Consider the following 20,518-nt stretch of genomic DNA (forward strand, 5'->3'; position numbering starts at 1 on the left):
CTTAGATTCTCTTTTCTGAAGATGTTTGACAGTTCGTTTCAACTGCTGCTGCGCCGTTTAGGGCTTGTTTTTCTGCTCTATACGCTGCTGCGTGCCGTTTTCTTTGTATTCAACTTCGATCACTTTGCTGAAGCCTCTTCCGGCGAGGTGGCACTGGCTTTCGTACACGGGTTCCGATTTGACGTGGCGGCGCTGGTCATCATCAACTCCCTATTCATACTGCTCTCCCTGCTGCCACATGGTAATTTACAGCACCCAGCCTACCAGCGTATGTTACGATGGCTTTTTGTGCTAACCAATGCACCTTTTATTGCGTTGGCGCTGGCCGATGTAGAGTTCTTTAAATTTATAGGCCGACGTTCAGGCAATGAGGTCCTTACCATCACGGGTGATGTGCTAGGGCAACTGGGTCAGTTAGCCAGCTATTACTGGTACATGGGGATTGGCTTTGTGGGGTTGGTACTGGCGATCATCAAGCTATACCCTACATCGCGTCCCATACCTCATCCGGTACCGGTAGTGTGGCAACGCTACCTAAGGCTGCTATTGGTGGCTGGCTTTGTCGTGTTAGGTATACGGGGAGGTATACAGCTAAAACCACTGCGCCCGGCGCATGCCTTTGTGCATGAGCACACCGCCCTGGGCCACCTGTCGCTTAACACGCCTTTCACTTTCATCAAAAGCATCGGCAAAGCCACATTAGAGGAAAAGCATTTTTATAATACGGATGGAGAATTGCTGGCCAGTCTGCCTATAAAGCCGGCTAGGTATGCAACACCTGCAGGTGAACCGCTACAGGAAAACGTTGTCCTGATCATCCTGGAAAGTTTTGCCTCCGAGTATATCGGCGCTTTGAACAACGGCGAAGGCTATACCCCGTTTCTGGACTCACTGGCAAGCAAGGGGTTACTATTCAGCAACAGTTTTGCCAATGGTCGCAAGTCTATTGAGGCGCTGCCCTCTATCCTGTCCGGTCTGCCTTCCCTCCTCCCCGATCCTTATATCACCTCTCCTTACCAGTCGAACACCGTATATAGTGCCGGGCACTTACTAAGAGACGCTGGTTACACCACGGCATTTTTTCACGGTGCGACCAACGGCACCATGGGCTTTAATCAGTATACCCAAATGGCAGGTATACAGCACTATTATGGCCTGGACGAGTATCCTTCTGAGCTCCGTGCAGAGCATTTTGACGGGAACTGGGGCATCTTTGATGAGCCATACCTACAGTATACGGTGCAGGAGATGGCCAAATTTCCCCAGCCGTTTTTCAGCACCGTTTTCACGCTGAGCTCTCACCAGCCTTACACGGTGCCTACGCAGTATCAGGGCAGATTCCCCAAAGGCGAACTTGAGATACACGAATCTGTGGGTTATGCTGATTATGCCCTGCAGGAGTTTTTTAAAGCTGCCTCTAAGCAGCCCTGGTACAAGAATACGTTGTTCATCATAGTAGCCGACCATACCCAGAAAAGCATACGACCGGAGTACCAGCAGGAACTGGGCTACTACCGGGTGCCACTCCTACTGTTTCACCCTGCCAAAAAGCTGCAGGCTGACGTACAAAAAGTAACACAGCATGCTGATATCCTGCCCACTATAGTGGATTACCTGCAACTGCCTGCCGACAAGCTCATGCTTTTTGGACAATCCGTGCTTGACAGTGCAGCGACCGGGCATGCGCTGCTGTATAATGGCACGTCGTACTACCTTGTGCAACAGGATGGTGTGGCTGAGCTGACGGGAACCGATGAGCTGCGCTTCTATACCTTCCCAGAACTAACCGCTGCCGAACAGCCCAATGCAACACAGGCGCAGCAGCTGAAGGCGTACGTCCAGTACTTCAAAAATAAGATGGTAGCCAACGACCTGTATTTCTGGCTGCGGAAAGATTAAACTAGTGAGGATGCACTGGCAATTATCCTTACAAAAAATAGGTACTATACCTTCGTTCCGAAAGCAGGTATACCTTGCAAGGGATTAAACTGGCGGGTTTCAAAGTCCACTTCCCAGCAGTAATGCTCCATGCCATTTGTAATGACTACATAGGGAGCCTGCAGCACCTGATTGTAGACCGATACCTGTTTCACGACATCCTGCGTAATAGGCACATGCGCGGCTTTGCATTCCACCAGGAGATAAGGCTTGCCTCCCTGATCGTACACACACATATCGGTGCGTTTCTGCAACTTGTTGTAGGTAGTACCCCGTTCTATACTGATAAGGCTTTTGGGGTAACGATGGCTGCTGATCAGAAAGTGCGCAAAATGCTGTCGAACCCATTCTTCCGGCGTTAGCAGCACATATTTGCGGCGCAATGCGTCAAATATCATGATATTAGCGCCAGAATGCTTAATTTTGTAATCAAACGTCGGTAAGTTCAGCATTTCCATGACGCAATTTACCAATTTTACAGCCTCCGCCCCAGCAACTCTCACTTGCCAAGGCGGCTTTTTTATATCTATTCACTTATATTTAAAACATGAAGAGCAAAGAAGAAATAGTAAGCGACTGGTTGCCACGGTATACCGGTGTGCCTTTAGATGAATTCGGCGAGTATATTCTCCTCACTAACTTTATCAACTACGTACGAATGTTCGCCGACCGGTTCGGTGTGGAGATAAAAGGTCTTGACAAACCGATGCAGACGGCTACGGCCAACAACATCACGATCATCAACTTCGGTATGGGTAGTGCCATGGCCGCCACAGTGATGGACCTGCTTTCCGCCATCAAGCCAAAAGCAGCCCTGTTCCTGGGTAAGTGCGGTGGTTTGAAAAGAAAAACTGCCATTGGCGACCTGATCCTGCCGATCGCGGCTATTCGCGGAGAAGGTACATCCGATGACTACTTGCCACCAGAAATCCCTGCCCTGCCATCCTTCCGTCTTCAGCGTGCGGTATCGTCTATGATCAAGAAGCACGAGATGGACTACTGGACCGGCACCGTGTACACAACCAACCGCCGTGTATGGGAGCATGACGAGGACTTCAAGGAATACCTGCGGCAGATCCGTGCCATGGGCATCGACATGGAAACCGCTACGATATTCACAGTTGGCTTTGTTAACGAAATACCGCATGGCGCCTTGCTGCTGGTATCTGACAACCCGATGATACCGGAAGGTGTGAAGACATCGGAGAGCGATAAACTGGTAACCACTAACTATGTAGAAAAACACCTGAGCATAGGTATAGATTCGCTGGTCGAGCTGATCAACTCAGGTGAGTCCGTGAAACACATGCGTTTCGAATAAGCAGATTCATGAAAAAAACACTACGCTCCTTTGCAGCCGCTGCCCTACTGGGCCTCACCCTCCTGAGTAGCTGCAACACCAGCAACACCAGCGGCGAGTCAGTTGACCTGATCGTGTATAATGGCAACGTGTATACGGTAAACGAGAACTTCGATCAGGCCGAGGCATTTGCTGTGAAAGACGGTAAGATCGTGGCCGTAGGTACGACAGCCGATATTCGATCTAAGTATAACGCTACCGAAGAACTGGACGCCGAAGGTAAAACGATTTACCCGGGCCTGATCGATGGGCATGCTCACTTCTACCGCTACGGTCTGGGCCTGCAGTCAGCTGACCTGAACGGTACTACCTCTTTCAAAGAAGTAGTGCAGAAAGTTGTAGATCAACAAAAAGCCTACCCAGAGGCAGACTGGATCACAGGCCGCGGTTGGGACCAGAACGACTGGGCTGTGAAGGAATTCCCGACCAAAGATACGCTGGACCAACTCTTCCCCGATACGCCTATCATCCTCACCCGTATTGATGGCCATGCTGCTTTGGTAAACCAGAAAGCATTGGATCTGGCTGGTTTGACGCCTCAGACCAAAATGGTTGGTGGCTTAGTTGAAGTGGAAGGCGGCAAAATGACCGGCATCCTGATCGACAATGCCATTGACCGGGTAACGGCCGTTATACCTGAAGCCGACGAACAGGAGCAACGCCAGGCTTTGCAGAACGCAGAGAAGAATTGCTTTGCCGTAGGCCTCACCTCTGTAGCTGACGCCGGACTGGACAAGTCAACGGTTGATCTGATGGATGCCATGCATAAGAGTGGTGAACTGCAGATGCGTGTGTACGCTATGATGAACCCTGGCAAGGTAAACCAGGACCATTATTTCGCTAACGGACCGTATAAGACTGACCGCTTAAACGTACGTTCTTTCAAGGTATACTCTGATGGTGCCCTCGGGTCACGCGGTGCCAACCTCATTAAGCCATACAGCGATAAGCATGGCCATTTTGGCTTCTTGCTGGCCTCTGAGCAGGAATTCCGCGATATCGCGAAGCTACTTAACCAGCACGGCTTCCAGATGAACACACATGCTATTGGCGACTCTGCCAACCGTTTGTTGCTCGACATCTACGGCGAAGTGCTGGGCGGCAAGAATGATAAGCGCTGGCGCATTGAGCACTCCCAGATCATCAACCCGGCCGACATGGACAAATTTGGCAAGTATAGCGTGCTTCCATCTGTGCAGCCTACACATGCCACGTCCGACATGTACTGGGCTGGCGATCGCTTGGGCAAAGAGCGCATTGCCCACGCCTACCCTTTCAAGCAACTATTGGATCAAAACGGTTACATGCCCCTGGGTAGTGACTTTCCGGTAGAGGATATTAACCCGGTTTATGGATTCCATGCAGCGGTTGCCCGTCAGGATGGTGAGAATTGGCCTGAAGGAGGCTTCCAGATGGAGAACGCTCTGAGCCGTGAAGAAGCTATGCGCGGCATGACGATCTGGGCCGCAAAAGCTGCTTTTGAAGAAAAAGAAAAAGGCAGCATCGAGCCTGGAAAGTTCGCTGACTTCATCATCGTTGACCGCGACCTGATGAAGGTTGCCAATGACCAGATGCGTGGCCTGCAAGTACTCCACACCTATGTGAATGGGGTGCAGGTATATAAGAAGTAAAAGTCTGGATAGTTAGAAAGTTAGAAAGTGAAATACCGTGATAAGTATGACCATTCGAAAGACCTGGATCTAACCGAATCACGCATTCAGTCAACAATTTAACTATCGACCATAACGCAAAAGCGGCAGCCCGATCAGGCTGCCGTTTTTGATTCTATACCTTACATTATCTATTGTGCTACTGCCTCTGCTTCGCCTTGCGGCTCCAGTGACCTCTTCCCTTTGATAAGGCTTAGGAAGATCAGGCCAAGGGCGAAGAACACGATCAATGCCAATATGCTATAGCGCATTGAACCCGTCACTTGCGCGATGGCACCATAGGCCAGCGTGCCCAGCATGATAGAAACCTTTTCTGTAATATCATAGAAGCTGAAATAGGATGCGTGATCTTTAGTCGTAGTTGGAATCAATTTAGAATAAGTGGAACGGGAAAGTGACTGTATACCTCCCATAACAGAACCAACAACGGCGGCCAACACATAAAATTCTACAGCAGTAGTCGTGAAGTAAGCGGCGATACAGATTCCAATCCAAATGATTACAGCGATGATCAATGCCCGTATGTTGCCATACCGGGCTGACAGCGCAGCGAATCCATAAGCCCCTGCAATGGCTACTAATTGAATGATCAGGATCGTGATGATCAGGTTATCACTCGGCAACTTCAGCTCCTCAATTCCGAAAATAGTAGCCACATACATCACAGTCTGCACCCCCATGTTGAAGAAGAAATAAGCCAGCAAATAGCGTTTAAGTAAACGCAACTCCTTTACCTGATTGAGCACCTTTTTGAGCTCCTGCACCCCATTCAAAATCCAGCTGCCCTGGGGGTTCTTCTGATAGACATTGGCCGGCAAATGGTAGAAGGTGTATTGAGCAAATCCGAACCACCAAAGTCCTGTAGTCAGGAAAGCGATGCGCGGAGCCAGGCTGGTATTGTCGGCAGCAATACCAAACCAACCCGGCTGCAGAATCATCGCTAAGTTGAAGATTAGTAAGAGTACACTGCCCACATAGCCCATAGCAAATCCACGGGCGCTCAGGCGGTCATACTGGTCTTCGGTAGCAATTTCGGGCAGGTACGAATTGTAAAATACGATACTGCCGGTAAACCCAATAGATGCCAGCATGAACAAGACGACCGAAACTGAAAACGTATCTCTTGTAAAAAAGAAGAGGCTCGCACAGGAAATGGAGCCCATGTAACAAAACAGCTGCATGAACAGCTTCTTTCGACCGCTATAGTCTGCAATGGCAGTCAAAAAGGGGTTCATGAGCACAATTAGCAGAAAAGACCCGGATACCGCATATGAAAAGAGCACGGAACTCTGCAGTTCCACCCCGAAAAAATTTACCAGGGTAGAGCCTGTCTCCGGATGCTTGGATACGGCGCTGTAGTAGATCGGGAAAATAGTCGAGATGATGACCAGCGAGTAGACCGAGTTGGCCCAATCATAGACACACCAGGCTCTGGTAATGGTCGGGTTGTTTTTTTGCATAGCTGAAATATAGCAAAATATTTATTCAGCGTATGCGTGCTTTGGGATTTGCTTCAGCTTTAGCCAGAATCTGTAGGATTAGATCCCAAAGATGCTCGTACGGCACTATCTCAATTTCTGCATAGGCATCCCCAGGAGCAGGCGTCTCCAACAGCTTATTGTAGAGTGCTTCCCCTTTACTCTGGCAAGCTACCGCATCATAATCCTCTGTCACAGTTAGTACCAATAGTTTCAAAAAGAGCTTACTACGCAAGCTAAAAGCATCTTTTAAGTGCGTGGACACATACTTTTTGATACTTTCGATGCGGTAAAGCAAGGCTTCAGTCTCTCCTTTTTCCAATAGGTATATGAACTGCAAAGTAAGAATAGCCACATTGAACCCGAGCTTATCTTTGCTGTACTCCGGCAGTGAAAGCAGGTATGGGTTGTTGGCTTCGCCTTCTGGAACAGACGCTTGCGGATAAATTAGTCTGAAATATGCGCGGTACAGCATCCAACGCTCCTTAGCGATAGTAGGTATGGTTTGTAAAGCACCATTTACAAACACCTGTTGCTGCAGCACATCTGCCAAATCATACCTCCGGGCGTGCACTGCAAGCAGGAAGTAGTTTTCCATGTACGCAAACCAGTTTCGGGTAGAAGGCTGGTAAAGTTCAAGGTTTTCCTGCGCATACATTAACCCATCACTCAAATGTTTGGCTCTCAAGTGAGCATAAACCATAATGAAGTTATTATAAGTCAGATCAAATCGATGCGCGTTAATTTTATTCTGTTCTACTAGCCTGAGAGCATCCACAGTAATAGTAATTATATCTTTAAAATTGCCTTCCAGTTCATGGTACCAGATGTAAGTTCTATAATAGGCATAATAGGTACTAAATGTACCCGACTCATGCCAAAGCTTCTCCAATTGTGATATTAGAAGTGGCAGCTGCGGTAGAAACTCTTTTCTTGTTTTAGTGGACTTGCGGAGCTGCATGTTAATGAACTGAAACAAGGATACTGCTTCTCGTTCTTTAACGAAGCGCTGCATTGTAGCCTTTAGATCATCCTGCGCTGCAGTAAACTTTTTGATTAGTCCTTGATCTGAATAACCCAAACAAAGCAATTCCAGCGCAGACACTTTTAAATCTACAAAATCGAACTCTTGCGCTAGAGCCAGTGCTTTACTGGCAAGACTTATTACCAGATCGAACTCATAACGAGCACGTACTATGTTGGCCTGATAAATCAAGCTATTGCATTGTATTTCCTTCTGCCTTACAAAGTTTGAAGTTACTTTCTCAGCGTTTACATAATTAAGTTCATTGAATAGCTTCTTCTTTACCCGATGCTTCAGCATTTTATACCTAACATCATTTGGACTGGCATTATAAAGGTCCTTAGCTGCTTCTTCATCAGTAGTATACTGTCCTTGCTCTATACCTTGAATAAACTTCTTCTCCTTCACACTCTGTTTAGGCACATCAAGTAAGGCCGTTTCTGCCTGACTGCAGGAAAGAACTATATCAATCAGTTTTTTAATTTCTTTCATGCAAAAGATCAAGTAAAAAATCTATATATTAGAAAACCATTAGTCATTAAATGCCCAGGAAGGGCTAATTAACACTATTTCCTAACTATTTTTGATTAAAAGTAAGTGAGAAATGTTACTTTTGAAACATTTTTAAATAGTAAATTCGAAATATTAACTCTAAATCAAATACATTTATAAATTTCATATAATTAATACAATTAAAAATAATTATATTAATAGTTACCTTTTTCTAAAAACTTTCTTTTCTTTTGATGCTATCTGTGTGAATCTTTGTTACACAATAAACCGATTTAACCCTTAGAAATCATGGCAACTATCATCATCACTATCGTCCTGAATCTCCTGATTGGCACTCCAACAGAAACTACTACTGATCAGAAAACGACTACAACTACAACTACAACTACTTCTACAACCGATAAGACAGCTGAAACTGTGAAGCTCATGGGCGGATCAGGCACCTGGACAACTATTGAAAAATAGGCAAGAACTCGATTCTTGGGAATTGCTGTATTTTCCCTAACTTGCCTTTACCCGGTTTCAGCTAAAGGGAGTCAAGAAAAATGCGGAAAACTCAAGCATTCCTATCAATCTTATTTTTACTACTACTAAGTTTTTGCAGTCAGCCTGAGCGGCAACCAGATGAAGTACGCCTTCGTTTGGCTATAGACCCAGGAAACATCAGTCCTGTTAACTATAACTCACAGGAAGCTCTGCAGATAATTAATCTGCTCTACCAAAGCCTGCTGACTGTAGATCTTGAAGATAACACTTTGAAACCGGGACTTGCTTCCGCTTTTCCGGAAGTGGAGCGCACAGACTCGATCACTTATTTTCATTATCAGCTACGCCCCGAAGCTGAATGGCCTGATGGGAGCCCCGTTACTGCACAAGACGTGGCATTTACACTGAAGGTACTGAAATCACCCTTAGTTCGATCTGAGAGCATTCGCTCTCAGATCGAATTTATTCAGGACATCCAATTACACCCCGACGATCCTAAAAAATTCACCCTGGTATGCCTAGGCTATACCCCTGAAATGCAGCTCCTCACAGGGGACTTTTTCATCCTGCCGGCTTATCTACTTGATCCTCAACAGGCATTTTCAGCTATACCTCTACGTGCATTATTCCAGACTGATAGCTCTCAATATAACACAGAGCGTATACAGGCTGTTGCTATGCGCTGCAATAAGCTAGGCTCGCCTGATAGTAAAGACATCTTGTTGGGCAGCGGTGGTTATGAGTTGGCAGAATGGGCTACCGGTCAGCACATTGTGCTAAAGCGAAAAGACAACTGGTGGGGTAAGAATACAGGCAGCGCTTCCAGTTACCTGACCGCTAACCCGGAGCAGATTAATTTTCAAATAATCCCAGACAATACCACTGCCCTGCTGGCGCTCAAAAACACACAGCTCGACGTGCTGGATAATATCCCTGTAAATGAATTTGAGCAGCTCCAGCAAGATGAAAACTTTCTGAAGAATTACGATCTGCATACGCCGGAAGGCTATGACTTGATCTATGCAGCTACAAACACACGCAAGGCAAAATTTAACGATAAGCGTACCCGGCAGGCCATCGCACATTTAATGGATATAACGGGTATGATCCGGGTAAGCCAGCAGTCATATGCTACACCCACCGTAGGCCCTATACCACCTGACCGAAAAGACTTTTATCACCCAACGCTTAAGCCCCGCAACTACGATCCAGAAGAAGCTATCAAGCTTTTGAAAGCTGCCGGCTGGATACAAGAAAAGAATGGCTGGTACCGCAACATAAACGGCCAGCGTGAGGACCTGCGCATCGAACTGCTATACAGAGCTGGCAATACCATGTATGAACAGATGGCGCTGATCTTTCAGCAGCACGCTGCCAAAGCCGGTATACCTGTCACCCTGCAGCCGCTAGAAGGAACTGTTTATTCCCAGAAGATAGGACAACTGGATTATGACATGCATTTCAGAGGTATATCAGGCAATCCATTTGTTTTCAACTTCAAGCCACTGTTTCACACGAGCTTTGCTGGCCCCGGTGGGTTTAATACTACTGGTTTTGGAACGACAGAGAGCGACCAATTGCTAAACCAAATCAACGAAGCTGAAAGTGAGGATGCGAAAGCCAAGCTACTGTTCAGGCTGCAGGAGATCATTCAGGAAGAAGCGGCCTTTCTGCCACTTTATTTCCGTAAAGAAAAGATTGCGATCCACAGCAGATTCTCCAATGCGAAGGTGTCAGGCGTGCGCCCCTATTACGACCTGAGTTCGTTTATGCTTAAGCCTTAATCATGCCATGGCCAGTTTTGTATTCAGGCGGCTACTCTTGGCTATACCTACCCTTTGGTTCATTGCATCTGCTATCTTCCTGCTGAGCAAGCTGATGCCTGGCGCTTTCGGGAGCTCATACTTGGCACAAGGTGAAGCCGGATACTATAACCGAAGCGATGCAGCATCACAGGAACGTAATTATCGGCAGTTTTTACAAGTCACCGGACAGGACCTCCCCCTTTTTTATTTCAGCATCACATCCAGCGCTTTACCTGATACCCTGCACCGTGTTTTTCCAGAACGTGACCGTGCTTTCCTGAAAAAACTATCCTGGCAGTATGGTCATCCGGAGGCAGCTGCCCGGTTCTTCCGAAGCTTGAAAGCTTTGGAAACAGACTTGTCTGAAAACGAGCGTCAGCAACTACAAACTCCTCTCTATACCATCTATAGCCACCGGCAGCCCAAAGAATTGCATGATGCCATAAAGGAAATCGAAAATACCTTGACCGCTGACAAGCTTGCCAACAGCCAAATAATAGAAAGCAGCAACATACTTTTGACCATTCCTCCGGGCCATACCTACCTATTACCCTCTATGCAGTGGCACGGTTCACACAACCAGTACCATCGCTGGCTCACTGGTTTGGTTAAGGGTAGTCTGGGTGCTTCGCTACGCGATGGACGCCCGGTAGCCACGGTACTGGCAGAAGCGATCGGAAACACCTGGTGGCTATTGCTGGCGAGCATGGCCTGCGCCTCCTTGTTGGCGATGGAACTGGCAATACTTATGGTGAGACGGTCAGGTCGCATCTGGCGCAACACACTTCTCCCCTCCCTTTTTCTGCTCGACAGTGTGCCACTCTTTGTACTGGCTATGCTCTTATTGGTACTGTTGGCGAGTCCGGCATTTTTACAGCTTTTCCCGGTCTATGGCATGGGCTATTATAGCACATACGACCAATCTTGGCTACAGCAAACCAGCCAGTGGCTACAGTTTATGGCGCTTCCGCTATTGTGTCTGGTGCTCGCCAATCTGCCCTATCTGACCAATCAGTTCTACCAGGCATTAAGAGCTGTCGCAGGCCAGGACTATATTAGAACGGCACATGCAAAAGGACTTTCTGAGCACCGCGTCATCCGCAGCCACATGTTGCGAAATGCGCTGCTTCCTATTATCACTCTTTTGTCGGATTTCCTGCCTGCTCTGGTGGCCGGAGCTGTTATTATCGAAACCATCTTTGCGATACCAGGTGTGGGGCGCTTGCTCATTGATGCAGTGCTGGCGCGTGATTATCCGGTTATCGTTGGCATTGTAGTTATTGTAGCGGTATTCAGGCTGCTTTCGCATCTGTTGTCTGACTTGCTTTATGCGCAAGCCGACCCACGTATACGTGCACACGCCTCATGAATAACCTATGGCAAATAGCGCGTGAACTATGGCAGGTGGCGCCGGCTTTCAGACTGGCACTGCTATACCTTACTCTGCTGACGCTTGTCGCTTCAACCCTCCACTGGTTACCGCTTGCTTACGGACCGAACGATCTGGATCTGGAACATATCTACCAGGCGCCTTTCGGGTGGCAGGCGGGAGAAGGTATACCCAGGCATTGGCTTGGAACCGATGGATTGGGACGCGATGTACTCGCCAACATATTATATGGCGCCCGAACGGCATTTGCCATCAGTTTGCCGGTCATGGTGATCGCCAGCTTCATTGGCTTAACACTCGGAGCCGTGGCAGGGCTGTATGGCAATCACCGCCTATACCTGAGCCGGGCCTTGCTGATCGCCTTGCTTTTCGGTTTGTTACCTTTTGCCTACTATGGCATTTACCTCCCAATGTTACTCAACAGTCAGGGAGCAGTTTTCTTCGATTTCATCTTGACGGGTATAATGGCAGTCATCCTAAGCATAGGCTTTACCTTCACTTTAGGGTTATTACTCAGGCAGCTCCCTTATTTCAGACAAGCTATACCTGTACCATCTGATGAATTGTTGCTACGGCTGATTGAGGTACAGACCAGCATTCCACGACTGGTTTTAATACTTGTGTTAGCAGCCATAGTGCCGCCTACCCTACTGGCTTTGTCTGTTTTATTGGTTCTGACCTTCTGGACAGGAACTGCACGACTGGCAAGAGCGGAAATGCTGCGCATCAGGGAGCTACCCTTTTTTGAAGCGGCTATCAGTCTTGGTTATACGAAAAAGAGGTTGCTGGTCCGTCAGGCGATGCCTCACTTGCTGGGACCGGTACTCGTTGCCTTTTCATTTGGCTTGGCCGGCTTACTGATGCTGGAGTCAACCCTTTCCTTTCTTAATATTGGCGTAAGTACTGACCTGGTTAGCTGGGGCAGAATGATCGCTGGCATACGTACCAACACTGCAGCCTGGTGGCTAGTAGCTATACCTGGCTTTGTCCTTTCTCTCACTGTGCTAGCCTTGCAAACTGTTAGCTATTATATGCTACGTGGTCTCCAAAACGCCAAATAGCAAATGTTACCTTTTTCAATACTCTTTCCATAAACATCTATCAGAATAGCTGTTTGATATCTTATCTGAAACTAAACAACCACTTTATTAAATAAAATCATATCACCTATAAAATAAACACAAGTTACTATTCATAAATATCTTTCCTGTGTTAGGAGAATGCTTTGCTGTATCATTGTATCATACAAAACCAAACTACACAAACACATGAAAATCTATGAAAGCTCTGCGGGTATTCCAATTCAGACGATTGGGAACCGTAACAACTTAAAAACCATTAACCATCCTTCTCAATTCGAGGAATCGCAAGATTACTCGACTATAGATGGGGAAGTGATCAATTCGTCTCTAGGTACAGATGCGGTGAAGAAAGGCACAGGTCTGTTTATCGGGGATTATTTCGTAGGTATACTTGACTCGCTCTCCGGGGTGAATAACATGCCATTCCTACGTTACTAGTGCAAGCCGACTAGGCGGCTACAATTGAAAATAGAATAGATTGAAAATAGAATAGAATAGAATAGAATAGATTAAGATTGAATAGATAATAATTGAATAGATAATACTAGTGTTGGTTGTTTGTGTTTAGATTAAGCATTTGCCCTGCAGTCTCCTGCAGGGCATTTGTTTTATAGCTTATCCTCAGGGCTTACACCCATCCTTTACGCTCAGTGAAGTGGTTACAGCCAAATTGGGCGCCCGTGATCATTTCAAACCTCCTTGGTTTCTTATCTTCCGGTCCTTCATGTACCAAAGGCAGTACATAAGCTGGCTCCAGAGCATGCTGTCCGGTCAGTTCGTCACACAAGCCAAATTCATTACTTTGAAGTTGCACTTTATTCTGGTCCTGTTCCCAGTGATTACAGTTATTGCATGTCGCTTCCATATCAAAATAGTTTTAAGTCTAACATTGTATTTCTATACCCTATTTACCTGACTTTACCTATTGCAGGTTGCATACGACCTCTGTTATACAGTAATTTAGAATAAAGCTAAACAACAAAACCAGAGGGAAAATCGCCCTGACTTTAATTAACAACCCTTCCTATGACACAGTTTGCTCACCACAGCTAAACGAACCCTTTATATCTTTTAGAGTATGCAGCGAGTATAAACTTTCAAGGAACACAAAAGAGAACACACATCCACATCATAGCTAAATACGCATGAAGCAAGAACTATCCTTTACACGTAAAGTCGTCATTACTACCGCCGTCGTACTGCTGTTTAGTGCTACTTTGGCCCTCGTGCTCTATGCTGTCCATTTTTTCTTTCTGGTATTTGCCAGCATATTGTTTGCCGTGCTGCTGCGTGCCATGACTAACTGGCTGCATGATAAAACTGGCTTGGCTAAGGGGCTGGCACTTGCACTTTCTTCACTGATATTTTTCGGATTGATCTTTCTGACCGGCTGGCTGATCGCACCCACCGTGCAAGCGCAGATTGCAGACCTCCGCGAGACGCTACCCTCTTCCATTGAACGCCTGAAAGACCAGCTGGGAAGAACCAGTTGGGGAGCAAAAGCTCTTGATGAACTCGAGAACAGCCAGGAAAGCATGATGCCGGAAACACAGGAGATTGTAAACAAAGCTCAAACCTTTTTTACTTCTACCATCAGTATTATCACAGATCTGTTTATCGTCATCGTAATTGGTATTTTCTTTGCCTCCAGTCCTGCTCAGTACCAGCAGGGCATTGTAAATATGGTACCCGTGCGGCACCGCACCCGGCTCTGGGAGGTGATGGACAAAAGCTATGAAACGCTGAAGTGGTGGCTTTTCGGCAAGCTCATCACTATGGTATTTGTGGGGATACTCACAGCTGTCGGCCTGATGGTACTGGGTGTACCGATGGCCCTGGCATTGGCTGTAATCGCCTTCTTTCTGGATTTTATACCTACAGTAGGCCCTATTATCGCTTCAGTCCCAGCTATCTTAATCGCTTTATTAGAAGGCCCCATGGCGGCACTTTATGTAGCAATCCTATACTTCCTGATTCAATCCATTGAAAGTTACTTGCTGGCGCCACTTATATTTGAGCGAACAGTTCACATTTCGCCAGTGCTTACTTTGTTATCCCTCGTGCTATTTGGCATACTGGTGGGGCCGCTTGGTGTTATACTGGCTGCTCCGTTGGTGGCTGTGCTACAGGTATTTGTGCGCGAACTCTACATCAAAGACTACCTGGAGCGTGACATCCCCCGCAAGGAATAAATGTAATGTAAGAAACGCTGCTATACCTGAGTCAACACGAGCTGGTTGTATAAAAGTGAATTTAACCCGAAATTGGCGGGAAAAGCAGGATATGAAAATCAAACTCATCGCGATCGGAAAAACAGACGAGTCATTTCTGGAAGAAGGTATACAGAAGTATATGAAGCGGCTGAAGCACTACCACCCATTTGAGTTTACGATCATACCTGACATCAAGCAGGGCGGCAAGTTTACAGCTGATAATTTGAAAGAAGCAGAGGGCAAACTTCTGCTGCAGAAGATACAAGACGGTGACCATGTCGTGCTGCTCGACGAGAAGGGCAAAACCTTTACCTCAACCGAGTATGCTCATTTCCTGCAGAAGAAACTCAACGCTGTAACCACCAACCTGGTCTTCATCATTGGGGGTGCTTATGGTTTCTCCCCTGTTATTTACGAACGGGCAAACGACAAAATCTCACTATCTAAAATGACATTCTCGCACCAGATGGTCCGCCTGTTTTTTGTGGAGCAGCTCTACAGAGGTTTCACCATCCTAAGGGGCGAGAAATATCATCACGACTAAGAGTAAAGTAATAAGGCATAATGATGGCTTTACTTAAGATGAGTTAGTCGAATTAAAGGTGATTGTGCCAAAACAGAAGAGCCTGTAAACTATTCGTTTACAGGCTCTTTCAGGTTATGCAGCAGAGAGCAAGGGATTTTACACACTCCACTTACAATCTGATAATCAACATTTTACAAGTCTGCACAAAAGCTACTCACCGAATCGCTCACCGCCTGATTTACTGCAATTTAGCTGCAAGTGCTATGATTTAAATATACTTAAAGATTTTCACTTTATCAACCTTTCCCGCACCCCTAGCTTTTATATTGACAGTAACAACTAATGAACTTAGCTTCAGTCGAATGAAAACTTAGCTCTTGCTGTACTAACTTCTGCCATTCTAACAGGCAAGATGCAAGTTACCTAGGTACTAAGCTCTTCAGATGGCAAATTATTCCGCTAACCTATACCTGCCCATCGGGGTGTCCCGCAAGCTGCGGGACTTTTATCCGACTTGCTAGCTACCTTGAATGCAGACATTCGCCTTTTCCACAAGCAATCCCTTCTTTACTATCTCTGTCGGGCCCCTTTGGGTGATACTAGCCGTCACAGCAAAACCTTTCCTTGGGCATAGGGCTATAGGATAGAGCTACTGTTTTGCTGAAACCGGAGCATTTATAATATACTGCTGTAGGGGACAATTAGGTCTGCTATTAATGGCTCGGTCTAGTAAGCCCCATCCCAACAGTGGATCAATATAATGATTTACGTTTTGGTGTGGTTGGTCAGGCCCAGGCAGGCCTTTAGAATGTCTTTTACTTTAGCTGGTTTCAGCGCATAACTTAAATCCTTCCTGTACTCTGATTGCAGTTCCTTAGTCAGCTCTACTTCAACTTGGTCACTAACTTAGACACCAGTTTAGTCACTACTGTCTAAGCTGTCGGACCGATTAACGGGCGTGAATTTCAGGTGATACGGGAGGAAATAGAGAACAGCATAGCGTAAGCGAGCATGAAAAGCATCCTGAACGAGAACGCCTTTGAAGACGAAGGAAGGAAGACTGGTTATGGCTTATGGCTCTACCTCCTGATGTTTATGGTAGCCTATAACGGGCTGAAAGCAGCCATGGGGCTGATTCAGAACGCCACATTCGATTTGGTTAACCTGATTTATACGGTTCTTCTTGTCGTGATAGCCGTTGCGACCACGGTGGGCTTTTTCGCCAGAAAGCGGTGGACACCTTTGCTTCTCATCTCGTTTTTACTGCCGAATCTGGTCTACATCGTATTTATCCCCATTGCCCTGTCCTTCAAATTCCCAGAGCGGATTGACTCTTTCTCCCTGGTAAGGGTAGCCATGATGTGCATCATCTTGATTCCATACAAGCTGCGTTCAGAGAGGGTAAAAGAGGTTTTTGTGAACTAAGACAGAGTTTAGCCTATGCCGATCAAGACCTACATCAGCCAGTTTATGCAGCTTTCCATTGCCTCAAAGTACAGGGGCTTGCTGAACAGGCTGCTTATATGGGAAACGGGGCCTCTAATTTATTCCTGCGCCAGCCTTGCGCCCTCCCTTATCCCCTTGTCTGTAATGGTATAGGTGCATGGAGTAACCCCTCTCAGGATGCTGATGTGCATGCTTTAAACTAACTCCTCTAGTAGAAATTGTAAGTGGATTTCATTATGCGCCGCACCAAGGTTCTCATCTTTTGAAAAATCCCCGATAGTGAGCGTTTCATGTTTAATCAGTGTGTTCAGCACGATGTTTCGGTTGAGGGTCGTAGTCAATAATGTCTTGGTTTTCATGGCAGCAGGAAAAGGTATGTTCTATTATCCTACTAAGGTATACGGTTGTGGTAATGAAACAACTTCAAATACCTGAAAATAAAGTGGTTATTGTTTTAATTACCTTCTTGGATTCCCGAGGTTCATACGGAAACTATACGCTCATTATCCATGTGAGGCACACCTGCTAATTTTTAAATTTAAGTTTTTGCGGGTGTTTAAATGACGGAGCTGACAATAAGCCTGCCGATGATGTCTTTGCCTTTGCAAACTAGCTGTCCTGTACGGACGCGGGTAGTCTTGTATAGTCCGTATACCTGCTTAGGTTCAATTACTTAGATTTAAAAATATGAATTTCTACCTTTCAAACGCACCGTATATTCGTCGTATGTTTTACTTGTTATGACTTGGAATATGAAGCATAAACCAATAATAACAGAAAAACAGTTTTAAATGGTGGTAGCACGCATAGAAATGCTTATGGCCCCGCTGGCTCCAGTGAAGCCAAAGAGTTGAAGCCCTTGACCAAACTGGTCGTAGAGTATGCTGGAAATGGAATGAAAGCGGGGAAGGGGCAACATAAAGCAGGCTTGCTATGCTTTTAGTGCTTAGTTCATATATCCGTTACCTTGGAATGGTTATGTATGTTACATTTGGATTAATTAAAAATGTCTCGCTTAAAACCGCTTCAACGTCTTGTCGGACATTGTAATGCATATGGCGGATAGCATACGATGTTACACCTAACTAGCAAAGATAGGCGCACAGCTCATCAAGCCTCCGCACGTAGTCTTCGTCCTTTTTTGCTTTTGGAAACGGTGTACATAGAAAGTCATCTACGTCGGATAGTTTGGGGTATGCATACCCGTGAAGGGCTATGGTCGCATGAAGCTTAGCGATGATGGTGCAGTATCTACTCCTTACGCTTTCTCCAGCGGGTAAATTTGATGTTTGTATTGCCATAAGTAACGGAGTTGTACTGATTCATGTCCTGTGGTATAAGCTAAGGTATTAGCCTTTCCTGAACCAGTCTATTATACCATTTCCCCGTGTACCTGTGGATCAACTATGGGTTTAAGATATTCGAAAGCGATGAGAATAGCCTCCGCTGTATTTACACCTATTTGGGGTAAAATATAAACTTAAAAAATATTTTAAATATTTACTGAAATATAGTATGAATGCTTAATCCATATACGTAAACTATTAAAATGCAGCGCCTTATAAGAGCAATAAAAAGAGCAAACCTGATGAAACACAAGCCAATTTCTTCCTATGAGCACCTCGCTGTAGCTACGGCGCGTATCCAAGAGTTGGAACATGATTTGATTACAGGCACCAAGCAGGCGAAGGAGTTGAAGGAACTGACGCGGCTGATAAATGAATATGCTGGTAAAAGATATGACATGGGCAACAGCATGTAACCAATCTTTTACAGAAAGCTAGCAGTTTACATGACTGTACTGTCATTAATCCGAATAGGAAGATCCAGCAGCTAATTGTATAACCTTCTCTCCTAGTATTCTAAGAGGAGTTGTTAAGAGAGTATAATGAATGAACTTCTGGTATAGCATATATTAGGTGTTGTGAGCAAGTTAACTGCACAAAAAAAGCACCTACAAGTTTTAACTTAGAAGTGCTTTTTGAATTTCCTCGATATAAATCAAGGTTATAATTCACTCATTAAAAGCCCACTATTAATATTCAAATCATTATTCTTCAGACTTTTGGCTTTTAAGCATCTTTTCTAATAATTCTACTTTTTCTCTCTCAACCTGTAGTAGACGTTCATAAAGCTCAACTACTTTATCAACTGGGTTAAAATTGGTTGAATGTTGATAGCATTTATAGTTGAGCTATCTTGACTTGTAAATGAGTTAGAAACGATATTTATTGCAGCCTCCTCGTCAAAATTCCTAATTGCCTCAGCCGACACACCTAACACCTTCCCAATCCTTTCCAACGTCAAATCATCTACCTCTTCTTCCTGCTCTATGCGGGAAATGTTCTGCTGCGTCATTCCTAGGTCACTGGCTAAAGCGGATTGCTTTACTCCCAATGCTGTACGCATTCTGCGTACGTGGTCGCCCAGGTGGATCGGTCGTTTTCTAGCTGTTTTTTCCATATGTTAATATACAAGTTTCTTGCTTAAATACCAATAAATAATTCCTTGTTCTTCACAAGCAAAATATTGTTTAGATCAACTGTGCCTCTTATACTTCAGGCACACTATTCCGTACCCTTGAGGTTGGGGCAGGAAACATGTTAAACATCAGCCCTAAAGATAGAAGGTATTCCGGCCATTTCAAATACCAGCAAGGATACCCTTCTTCACCTGCTTAAGGACATTCATCCGGTCCTATTAAAGCGCGTACTGGGAAGTCGAAAATATGTAGCTATGCTGCTGATTACTTTGTAGAGTTTTCAAAGGGATTTACTTGATCTGTCTCTGGTCAGATCCATTTCAAGCCCGGCTTCTTTTCACTAGTAATACAGCCTGTGCCAGCTATCGCTATCTTCGCTGACAAGGGCCTGATAGAAACCAGGCTTTTGCCCCCCCGGGTCATAAGAGGGCTGGTAGTGAATGTACCCCCACTTATCCAGCTCCCGGATGCAGCGGTGGTAGGTGACGCGGGAGTCGAGGCGGGCCAGCGCCATCACCTCTCTGCGGTTCACCTGGAAGGCCGCTCCCGGGCTTTGAGCCAGCAGGACCATAGAGGCACAAGTGCGGGCGGCGCAGCCGCTGGTCCCCTCCCGCTTTCCTGTAAAAGCCTTTCAATTGCAGATCCAACATCATACTTTCCTCTCCTTCCCATTCAGCATCCTGGTGATATCCTCCTGGCGGTAGTAGTGCGTGCCGCCCACTTTGATGGCGGGCAGTGTGCCCTCAATCCGCAGCTTCTGCAAAGTGGAGGGGGAGATCTGGAGCAGGCGCCGCACCTCGGCGGACTTGAGCACCTGTCTGGGCGCCTCGGCCTGCTGCCTGCCTAGCAGCTTGGAGAGATCCTCCAACAGCTGGCGGTGGAATTGGAGCAGGTCCTGTTTGGTAATAATTTCTACGGGCATCGTTTTATGTGCTTTGGTACAGGGGAAAGTTGCCCTGTATTCTTCTCCCCTTTTCACAAGAAGAACCCTACTGGTGAAAAACTTATTTCTGTCAAATTCCAGTAAAACGCACACCTCTTAAGTCTAATATTTCTCTGCTTTCACCTGAATCACGCTGAGTTCAGAACAATAACAGCCTTTTTT

At 46.1% G+C, this 20,518-nt stretch carries 20 protein-coding genes; 12 read left to right on the top strand and 8 right to left on the bottom strand.

Annotated elements, in window-relative coordinates:
• Positions 1–21: 21 nt before the first annotated feature.
• Positions 22–1,899 (top strand): LTA synthase family protein, encoded by a 1,878-nt coding sequence (locus tag AC5FX6_RS05735; protein WP_493596062.1) that lies wholly within the window; start codon positions 22–24, stop codon positions 1,897–1,899.
• Positions 1,900–1,943: 44 nt separating this feature from the next.
• Here the strand turns inward: AC5FX6_RS05735 and AC5FX6_RS05740 are convergent, their stop codons facing one another.
• The gene (locus tag AC5FX6_RS05740; protein WP_493596063.1) at positions 1,944–2,396 is read right to left on the bottom strand and encodes a type I restriction enzyme HsdR N-terminal domain-containing protein; all 453 of its coding nucleotides are present in this window, start codon (positions 2,394–2,396) and stop codon (positions 1,944–1,946) included.
• A gap of 89 nt (positions 2,397–2,485) precedes the next feature.
• On the opposite strand from AC5FX6_RS05740, the gene AC5FX6_RS05745 reads away from it, so the two are divergent.
• Entirely contained in the window at positions 2,486–3,259 is a 774-nt protein-coding gene (locus AC5FX6_RS05745; protein ID WP_493596064.1) for an AMP nucleosidase, read from the top strand.
• An 8-nt stretch (positions 3,260–3,267) separates the two neighbouring features.
• Entirely contained in the window at positions 3,268–4,929 is a 1,662-nt protein-coding gene (locus AC5FX6_RS05750) for an amidohydrolase (RefSeq protein ID WP_493596065.1), read from the top strand.
• Between the two features lie 170 nt (positions 4,930–5,099).
• Here the strand turns inward: AC5FX6_RS05750 and AC5FX6_RS05755 are convergent, their stop codons facing one another.
• Complete coding sequence (locus AC5FX6_RS05755) at positions 5,100–6,428, bottom strand: MFS transporter (protein WP_493596066.1); 1,329 nt, start codon at positions 6,426–6,428, stop codon at positions 5,100–5,102.
• A 25-nt stretch (positions 6,429–6,453) separates the two neighbouring features.
• Positions 6,454–7,962, bottom strand: a complete 1,509-nt coding sequence (locus AC5FX6_RS05760) for a hypothetical protein (RefSeq protein ID WP_493596067.1) — start codon at positions 7,960–7,962, stop codon at positions 6,454–6,456.
• Positions 7,963–8,271: 309 nt separating this feature from the next.
• Here AC5FX6_RS05760 and AC5FX6_RS05765 point away from each other — a divergent pair, with 309 nt between their 5' ends.
• The 5 genes from AC5FX6_RS05765 to AC5FX6_RS05785 all read left to right on the top strand — a co-directional run bounded on the left by AC5FX6_RS05765 (position 8,272) and on the right by AC5FX6_RS05785 (position 13,184).
• The gene (locus tag AC5FX6_RS05765) at positions 8,272–8,448 is read left to right on the top strand and encodes a hypothetical protein (protein ID WP_493596068.1); all 177 of its coding nucleotides are present in this window, start codon (positions 8,272–8,274) and stop codon (positions 8,446–8,448) included.
• A gap of 176 nt (positions 8,449–8,624) precedes the next feature.
• On the top strand, positions 8,625–10,253 hold the full coding sequence (locus AC5FX6_RS05770; RefSeq protein WP_493596069.1) for an ABC transporter substrate-binding protein: 1,629 nt from the start codon (positions 8,625–8,627) through the stop codon (positions 10,251–10,253).
• Between the two features lie 7 nt (positions 10,254–10,260).
• Complete coding sequence (locus AC5FX6_RS05775; RefSeq protein ID WP_493596070.1) at positions 10,261–11,643, top strand: ABC transporter permease; 1,383 nt, start codon at positions 10,261–10,263, stop codon at positions 11,641–11,643.
• Positions 11,640–12,725 (top strand): ABC transporter permease, encoded by a 1,086-nt coding sequence (locus AC5FX6_RS05780; protein WP_493596071.1) that lies wholly within the window; start codon positions 11,640–11,642, stop codon positions 12,723–12,725. Before AC5FX6_RS05775 ends, AC5FX6_RS05780 begins: the two co-directional genes overlap by 4 nt.
• A gap of 207 nt (positions 12,726–12,932) precedes the next feature.
• Positions 12,933–13,184: a hypothetical protein gene (locus AC5FX6_RS05785; RefSeq protein WP_493596072.1), complete on the top strand. Its 252-nt coding sequence runs from the start codon at positions 12,933–12,935 to the stop codon at positions 13,182–13,184.
• 190 nt (positions 13,185–13,374) lie between these two features.
• Here the strand turns inward: AC5FX6_RS05785 and AC5FX6_RS05790 are convergent, their stop codons facing one another.
• Positions 13,375–13,611 (bottom strand): hypothetical protein, encoded by a 237-nt coding sequence (locus tag AC5FX6_RS05790; RefSeq protein WP_493596073.1) that lies wholly within the window; start codon positions 13,609–13,611, stop codon positions 13,375–13,377.
• A 280-nt stretch (positions 13,612–13,891) separates the two neighbouring features.
• On the opposite strand from AC5FX6_RS05790, the gene AC5FX6_RS05795 reads away from it, so the two are divergent.
• The 3 genes from AC5FX6_RS05795 to AC5FX6_RS05805 all read left to right on the top strand — a co-directional run bounded on the left by AC5FX6_RS05795 (position 13,892) and on the right by AC5FX6_RS05805 (position 16,910).
• Entirely contained in the window at positions 13,892–14,938 is a 1,047-nt protein-coding gene (locus tag AC5FX6_RS05795; RefSeq protein ID WP_493596074.1) for an AI-2E family transporter, read from the top strand.
• A 91-nt stretch (positions 14,939–15,029) separates the two neighbouring features.
• Positions 15,030–15,503, top strand: a complete 474-nt coding sequence (rlmH, locus tag AC5FX6_RS05800) for a 23S rRNA (pseudouridine(1915)-N(3))-methyltransferase RlmH (protein ID WP_493596075.1) — start codon at positions 15,030–15,032, stop codon at positions 15,501–15,503.
• A gap of 993 nt (positions 15,504–16,496) precedes the next feature.
• The gene (locus tag AC5FX6_RS05805) at positions 16,497–16,910 is read left to right on the top strand and encodes a DUF2569 family protein (RefSeq protein WP_493596076.1); all 414 of its coding nucleotides are present in this window, start codon (positions 16,497–16,499) and stop codon (positions 16,908–16,910) included.
• A gap of 215 nt (positions 16,911–17,125) precedes the next feature.
• Here AC5FX6_RS05805 and AC5FX6_RS05810 read toward each other — a convergent pair whose 3' ends face one another.
• A complete protein-coding gene (locus AC5FX6_RS05810; protein WP_493596077.1) occupies positions 17,126–17,290 on the bottom strand; it encodes a hypothetical protein in 165 nt (54 codons plus the stop codon).
• A gap of 1,229 nt (positions 17,291–18,519) precedes the next feature.
• Between AC5FX6_RS05810 and AC5FX6_RS05815 the strand changes: the two genes are divergently transcribed.
• Positions 18,520–18,693, top strand: coding sequence for a hypothetical protein (locus AC5FX6_RS05815; protein WP_493596078.1), 174 nt, complete (start codon positions 18,520–18,522; stop codon positions 18,691–18,693).
• A gap of 377 nt (positions 18,694–19,070) precedes the next feature.
• Here the strand turns inward: AC5FX6_RS05815 and AC5FX6_RS05820 are convergent, their stop codons facing one another.
• The 3 genes from AC5FX6_RS05820 to AC5FX6_RS05830 all read right to left on the bottom strand — a co-directional run bounded on the left by AC5FX6_RS05820 (position 19,071) and on the right by AC5FX6_RS05830 (position 20,335).
• Entirely contained in the window at positions 19,071–19,394 is a 324-nt protein-coding gene (locus AC5FX6_RS05820) for a helix-turn-helix domain-containing protein (RefSeq protein WP_493596079.1), read from the bottom strand.
• Between the two features lie 359 nt (positions 19,395–19,753).
• On the bottom strand, positions 19,754–19,984 hold the full coding sequence (locus AC5FX6_RS05825; RefSeq protein ID WP_493596080.1) for a hypothetical protein: 231 nt from the start codon (positions 19,982–19,984) through the stop codon (positions 19,754–19,756).
• A gap of 78 nt (positions 19,985–20,062) precedes the next feature.
• Entirely contained in the window at positions 20,063–20,335 is a 273-nt protein-coding gene (locus AC5FX6_RS05830) for a helix-turn-helix domain-containing protein (protein WP_493596081.1), read from the bottom strand.
• Between the last annotated feature and the right edge of the window lie 183 nt (positions 20,336–20,518).

The sequence above is a fragment of the Pontibacter sp. LHS2 genome (assembly GCF_058932845.1).

What these genes read in the sequence shown, in the direction of transcription:
- AC5FX6_RS05735 (WP_493596062.1), top strand. Translation starts at nt 22, where the DNA reads ATGTTTGACAGTTCGTTTCAACTGCTGCTGCGCCGTTTAGGGCTTGTT.
- AC5FX6_RS05740 (WP_493596063.1), bottom strand. Translation starts at nt 2,396, where the DNA reads ATGGAAATGCTGAACTTACCGACGTTTGATTACAAAATTAAGCATTCT.
- AC5FX6_RS05745 (WP_493596064.1), top strand. Translation starts at nt 2,486, where the DNA reads ATGAAGAGCAAAGAAGAAATAGTAAGCGACTGGTTGCCACGGTATACC.
- AC5FX6_RS05750 (WP_493596065.1), top strand. Translation starts at nt 3,268, where the DNA reads ATGAAAAAAACACTACGCTCCTTTGCAGCCGCTGCCCTACTGGGCCTC.
- AC5FX6_RS05755 (WP_493596066.1), bottom strand. Translation starts at nt 6,428, where the DNA reads ATGCAAAAAAACAACCCGACCATTACCAGAGCCTGGTGTGTCTATGAT.
- AC5FX6_RS05760 (WP_493596067.1), bottom strand. Translation starts at nt 7,962, where the DNA reads ATGAAAGAAATTAAAAAACTGATTGATATAGTTCTTTCCTGCAGTCAG.
- AC5FX6_RS05765 (WP_493596068.1), top strand. Translation starts at nt 8,272, where the DNA reads ATGGCAACTATCATCATCACTATCGTCCTGAATCTCCTGATTGGCACT.
- AC5FX6_RS05775 (WP_493596070.1), top strand. Translation starts at nt 10,261, where the DNA reads ATGGCCAGTTTTGTATTCAGGCGGCTACTCTTGGCTATACCTACCCTT.
- AC5FX6_RS05780 (WP_493596071.1), top strand. Translation starts at nt 11,640, where the DNA reads ATGAATAACCTATGGCAAATAGCGCGTGAACTATGGCAGGTGGCGCCG.
- AC5FX6_RS05785 (WP_493596072.1), top strand. Translation starts at nt 12,933, where the DNA reads ATGAAAATCTATGAAAGCTCTGCGGGTATTCCAATTCAGACGATTGGG.
- AC5FX6_RS05790 (WP_493596073.1), bottom strand. Translation starts at nt 13,611, where the DNA reads ATGGAAGCGACATGCAATAACTGTAATCACTGGGAACAGGACCAGAAT.
- AC5FX6_RS05795 (WP_493596074.1), top strand. Translation starts at nt 13,892, where the DNA reads ATGAAGCAAGAACTATCCTTTACACGTAAAGTCGTCATTACTACCGCC.
- rlmH (WP_493596075.1), top strand. Translation starts at nt 15,030, where the DNA reads ATGAAAATCAAACTCATCGCGATCGGAAAAACAGACGAGTCATTTCTG.
- AC5FX6_RS05805 (WP_493596076.1), top strand. Translation starts at nt 16,497, where the DNA reads ATGAAAAGCATCCTGAACGAGAACGCCTTTGAAGACGAAGGAAGGAAG.
- AC5FX6_RS05810 (WP_493596077.1), bottom strand. Translation starts at nt 17,290, where the DNA reads ATGAAAACCAAGACATTATTGACTACGACCCTCAACCGAAACATCGTG.
- AC5FX6_RS05815 (WP_493596078.1), top strand. Translation starts at nt 18,520, where the DNA reads ATGAAACACAAGCCAATTTCTTCCTATGAGCACCTCGCTGTAGCTACG.
- AC5FX6_RS05820 (WP_493596079.1), bottom strand. Translation starts at nt 19,394, where the DNA reads ATGGAAAAAACAGCTAGAAAACGACCGATCCACCTGGGCGACCACGTA.
- AC5FX6_RS05825 (WP_493596080.1), bottom strand. Translation starts at nt 19,984, where the DNA reads ATGGTCCTGCTGGCTCAAAGCCCGGGAGCGGCCTTCCAGGTGAACCGC.
- AC5FX6_RS05830 (WP_493596081.1), bottom strand. Translation starts at nt 20,335, where the DNA reads ATGCCCGTAGAAATTATTACCAAACAGGACCTGCTCCAATTCCACCGC.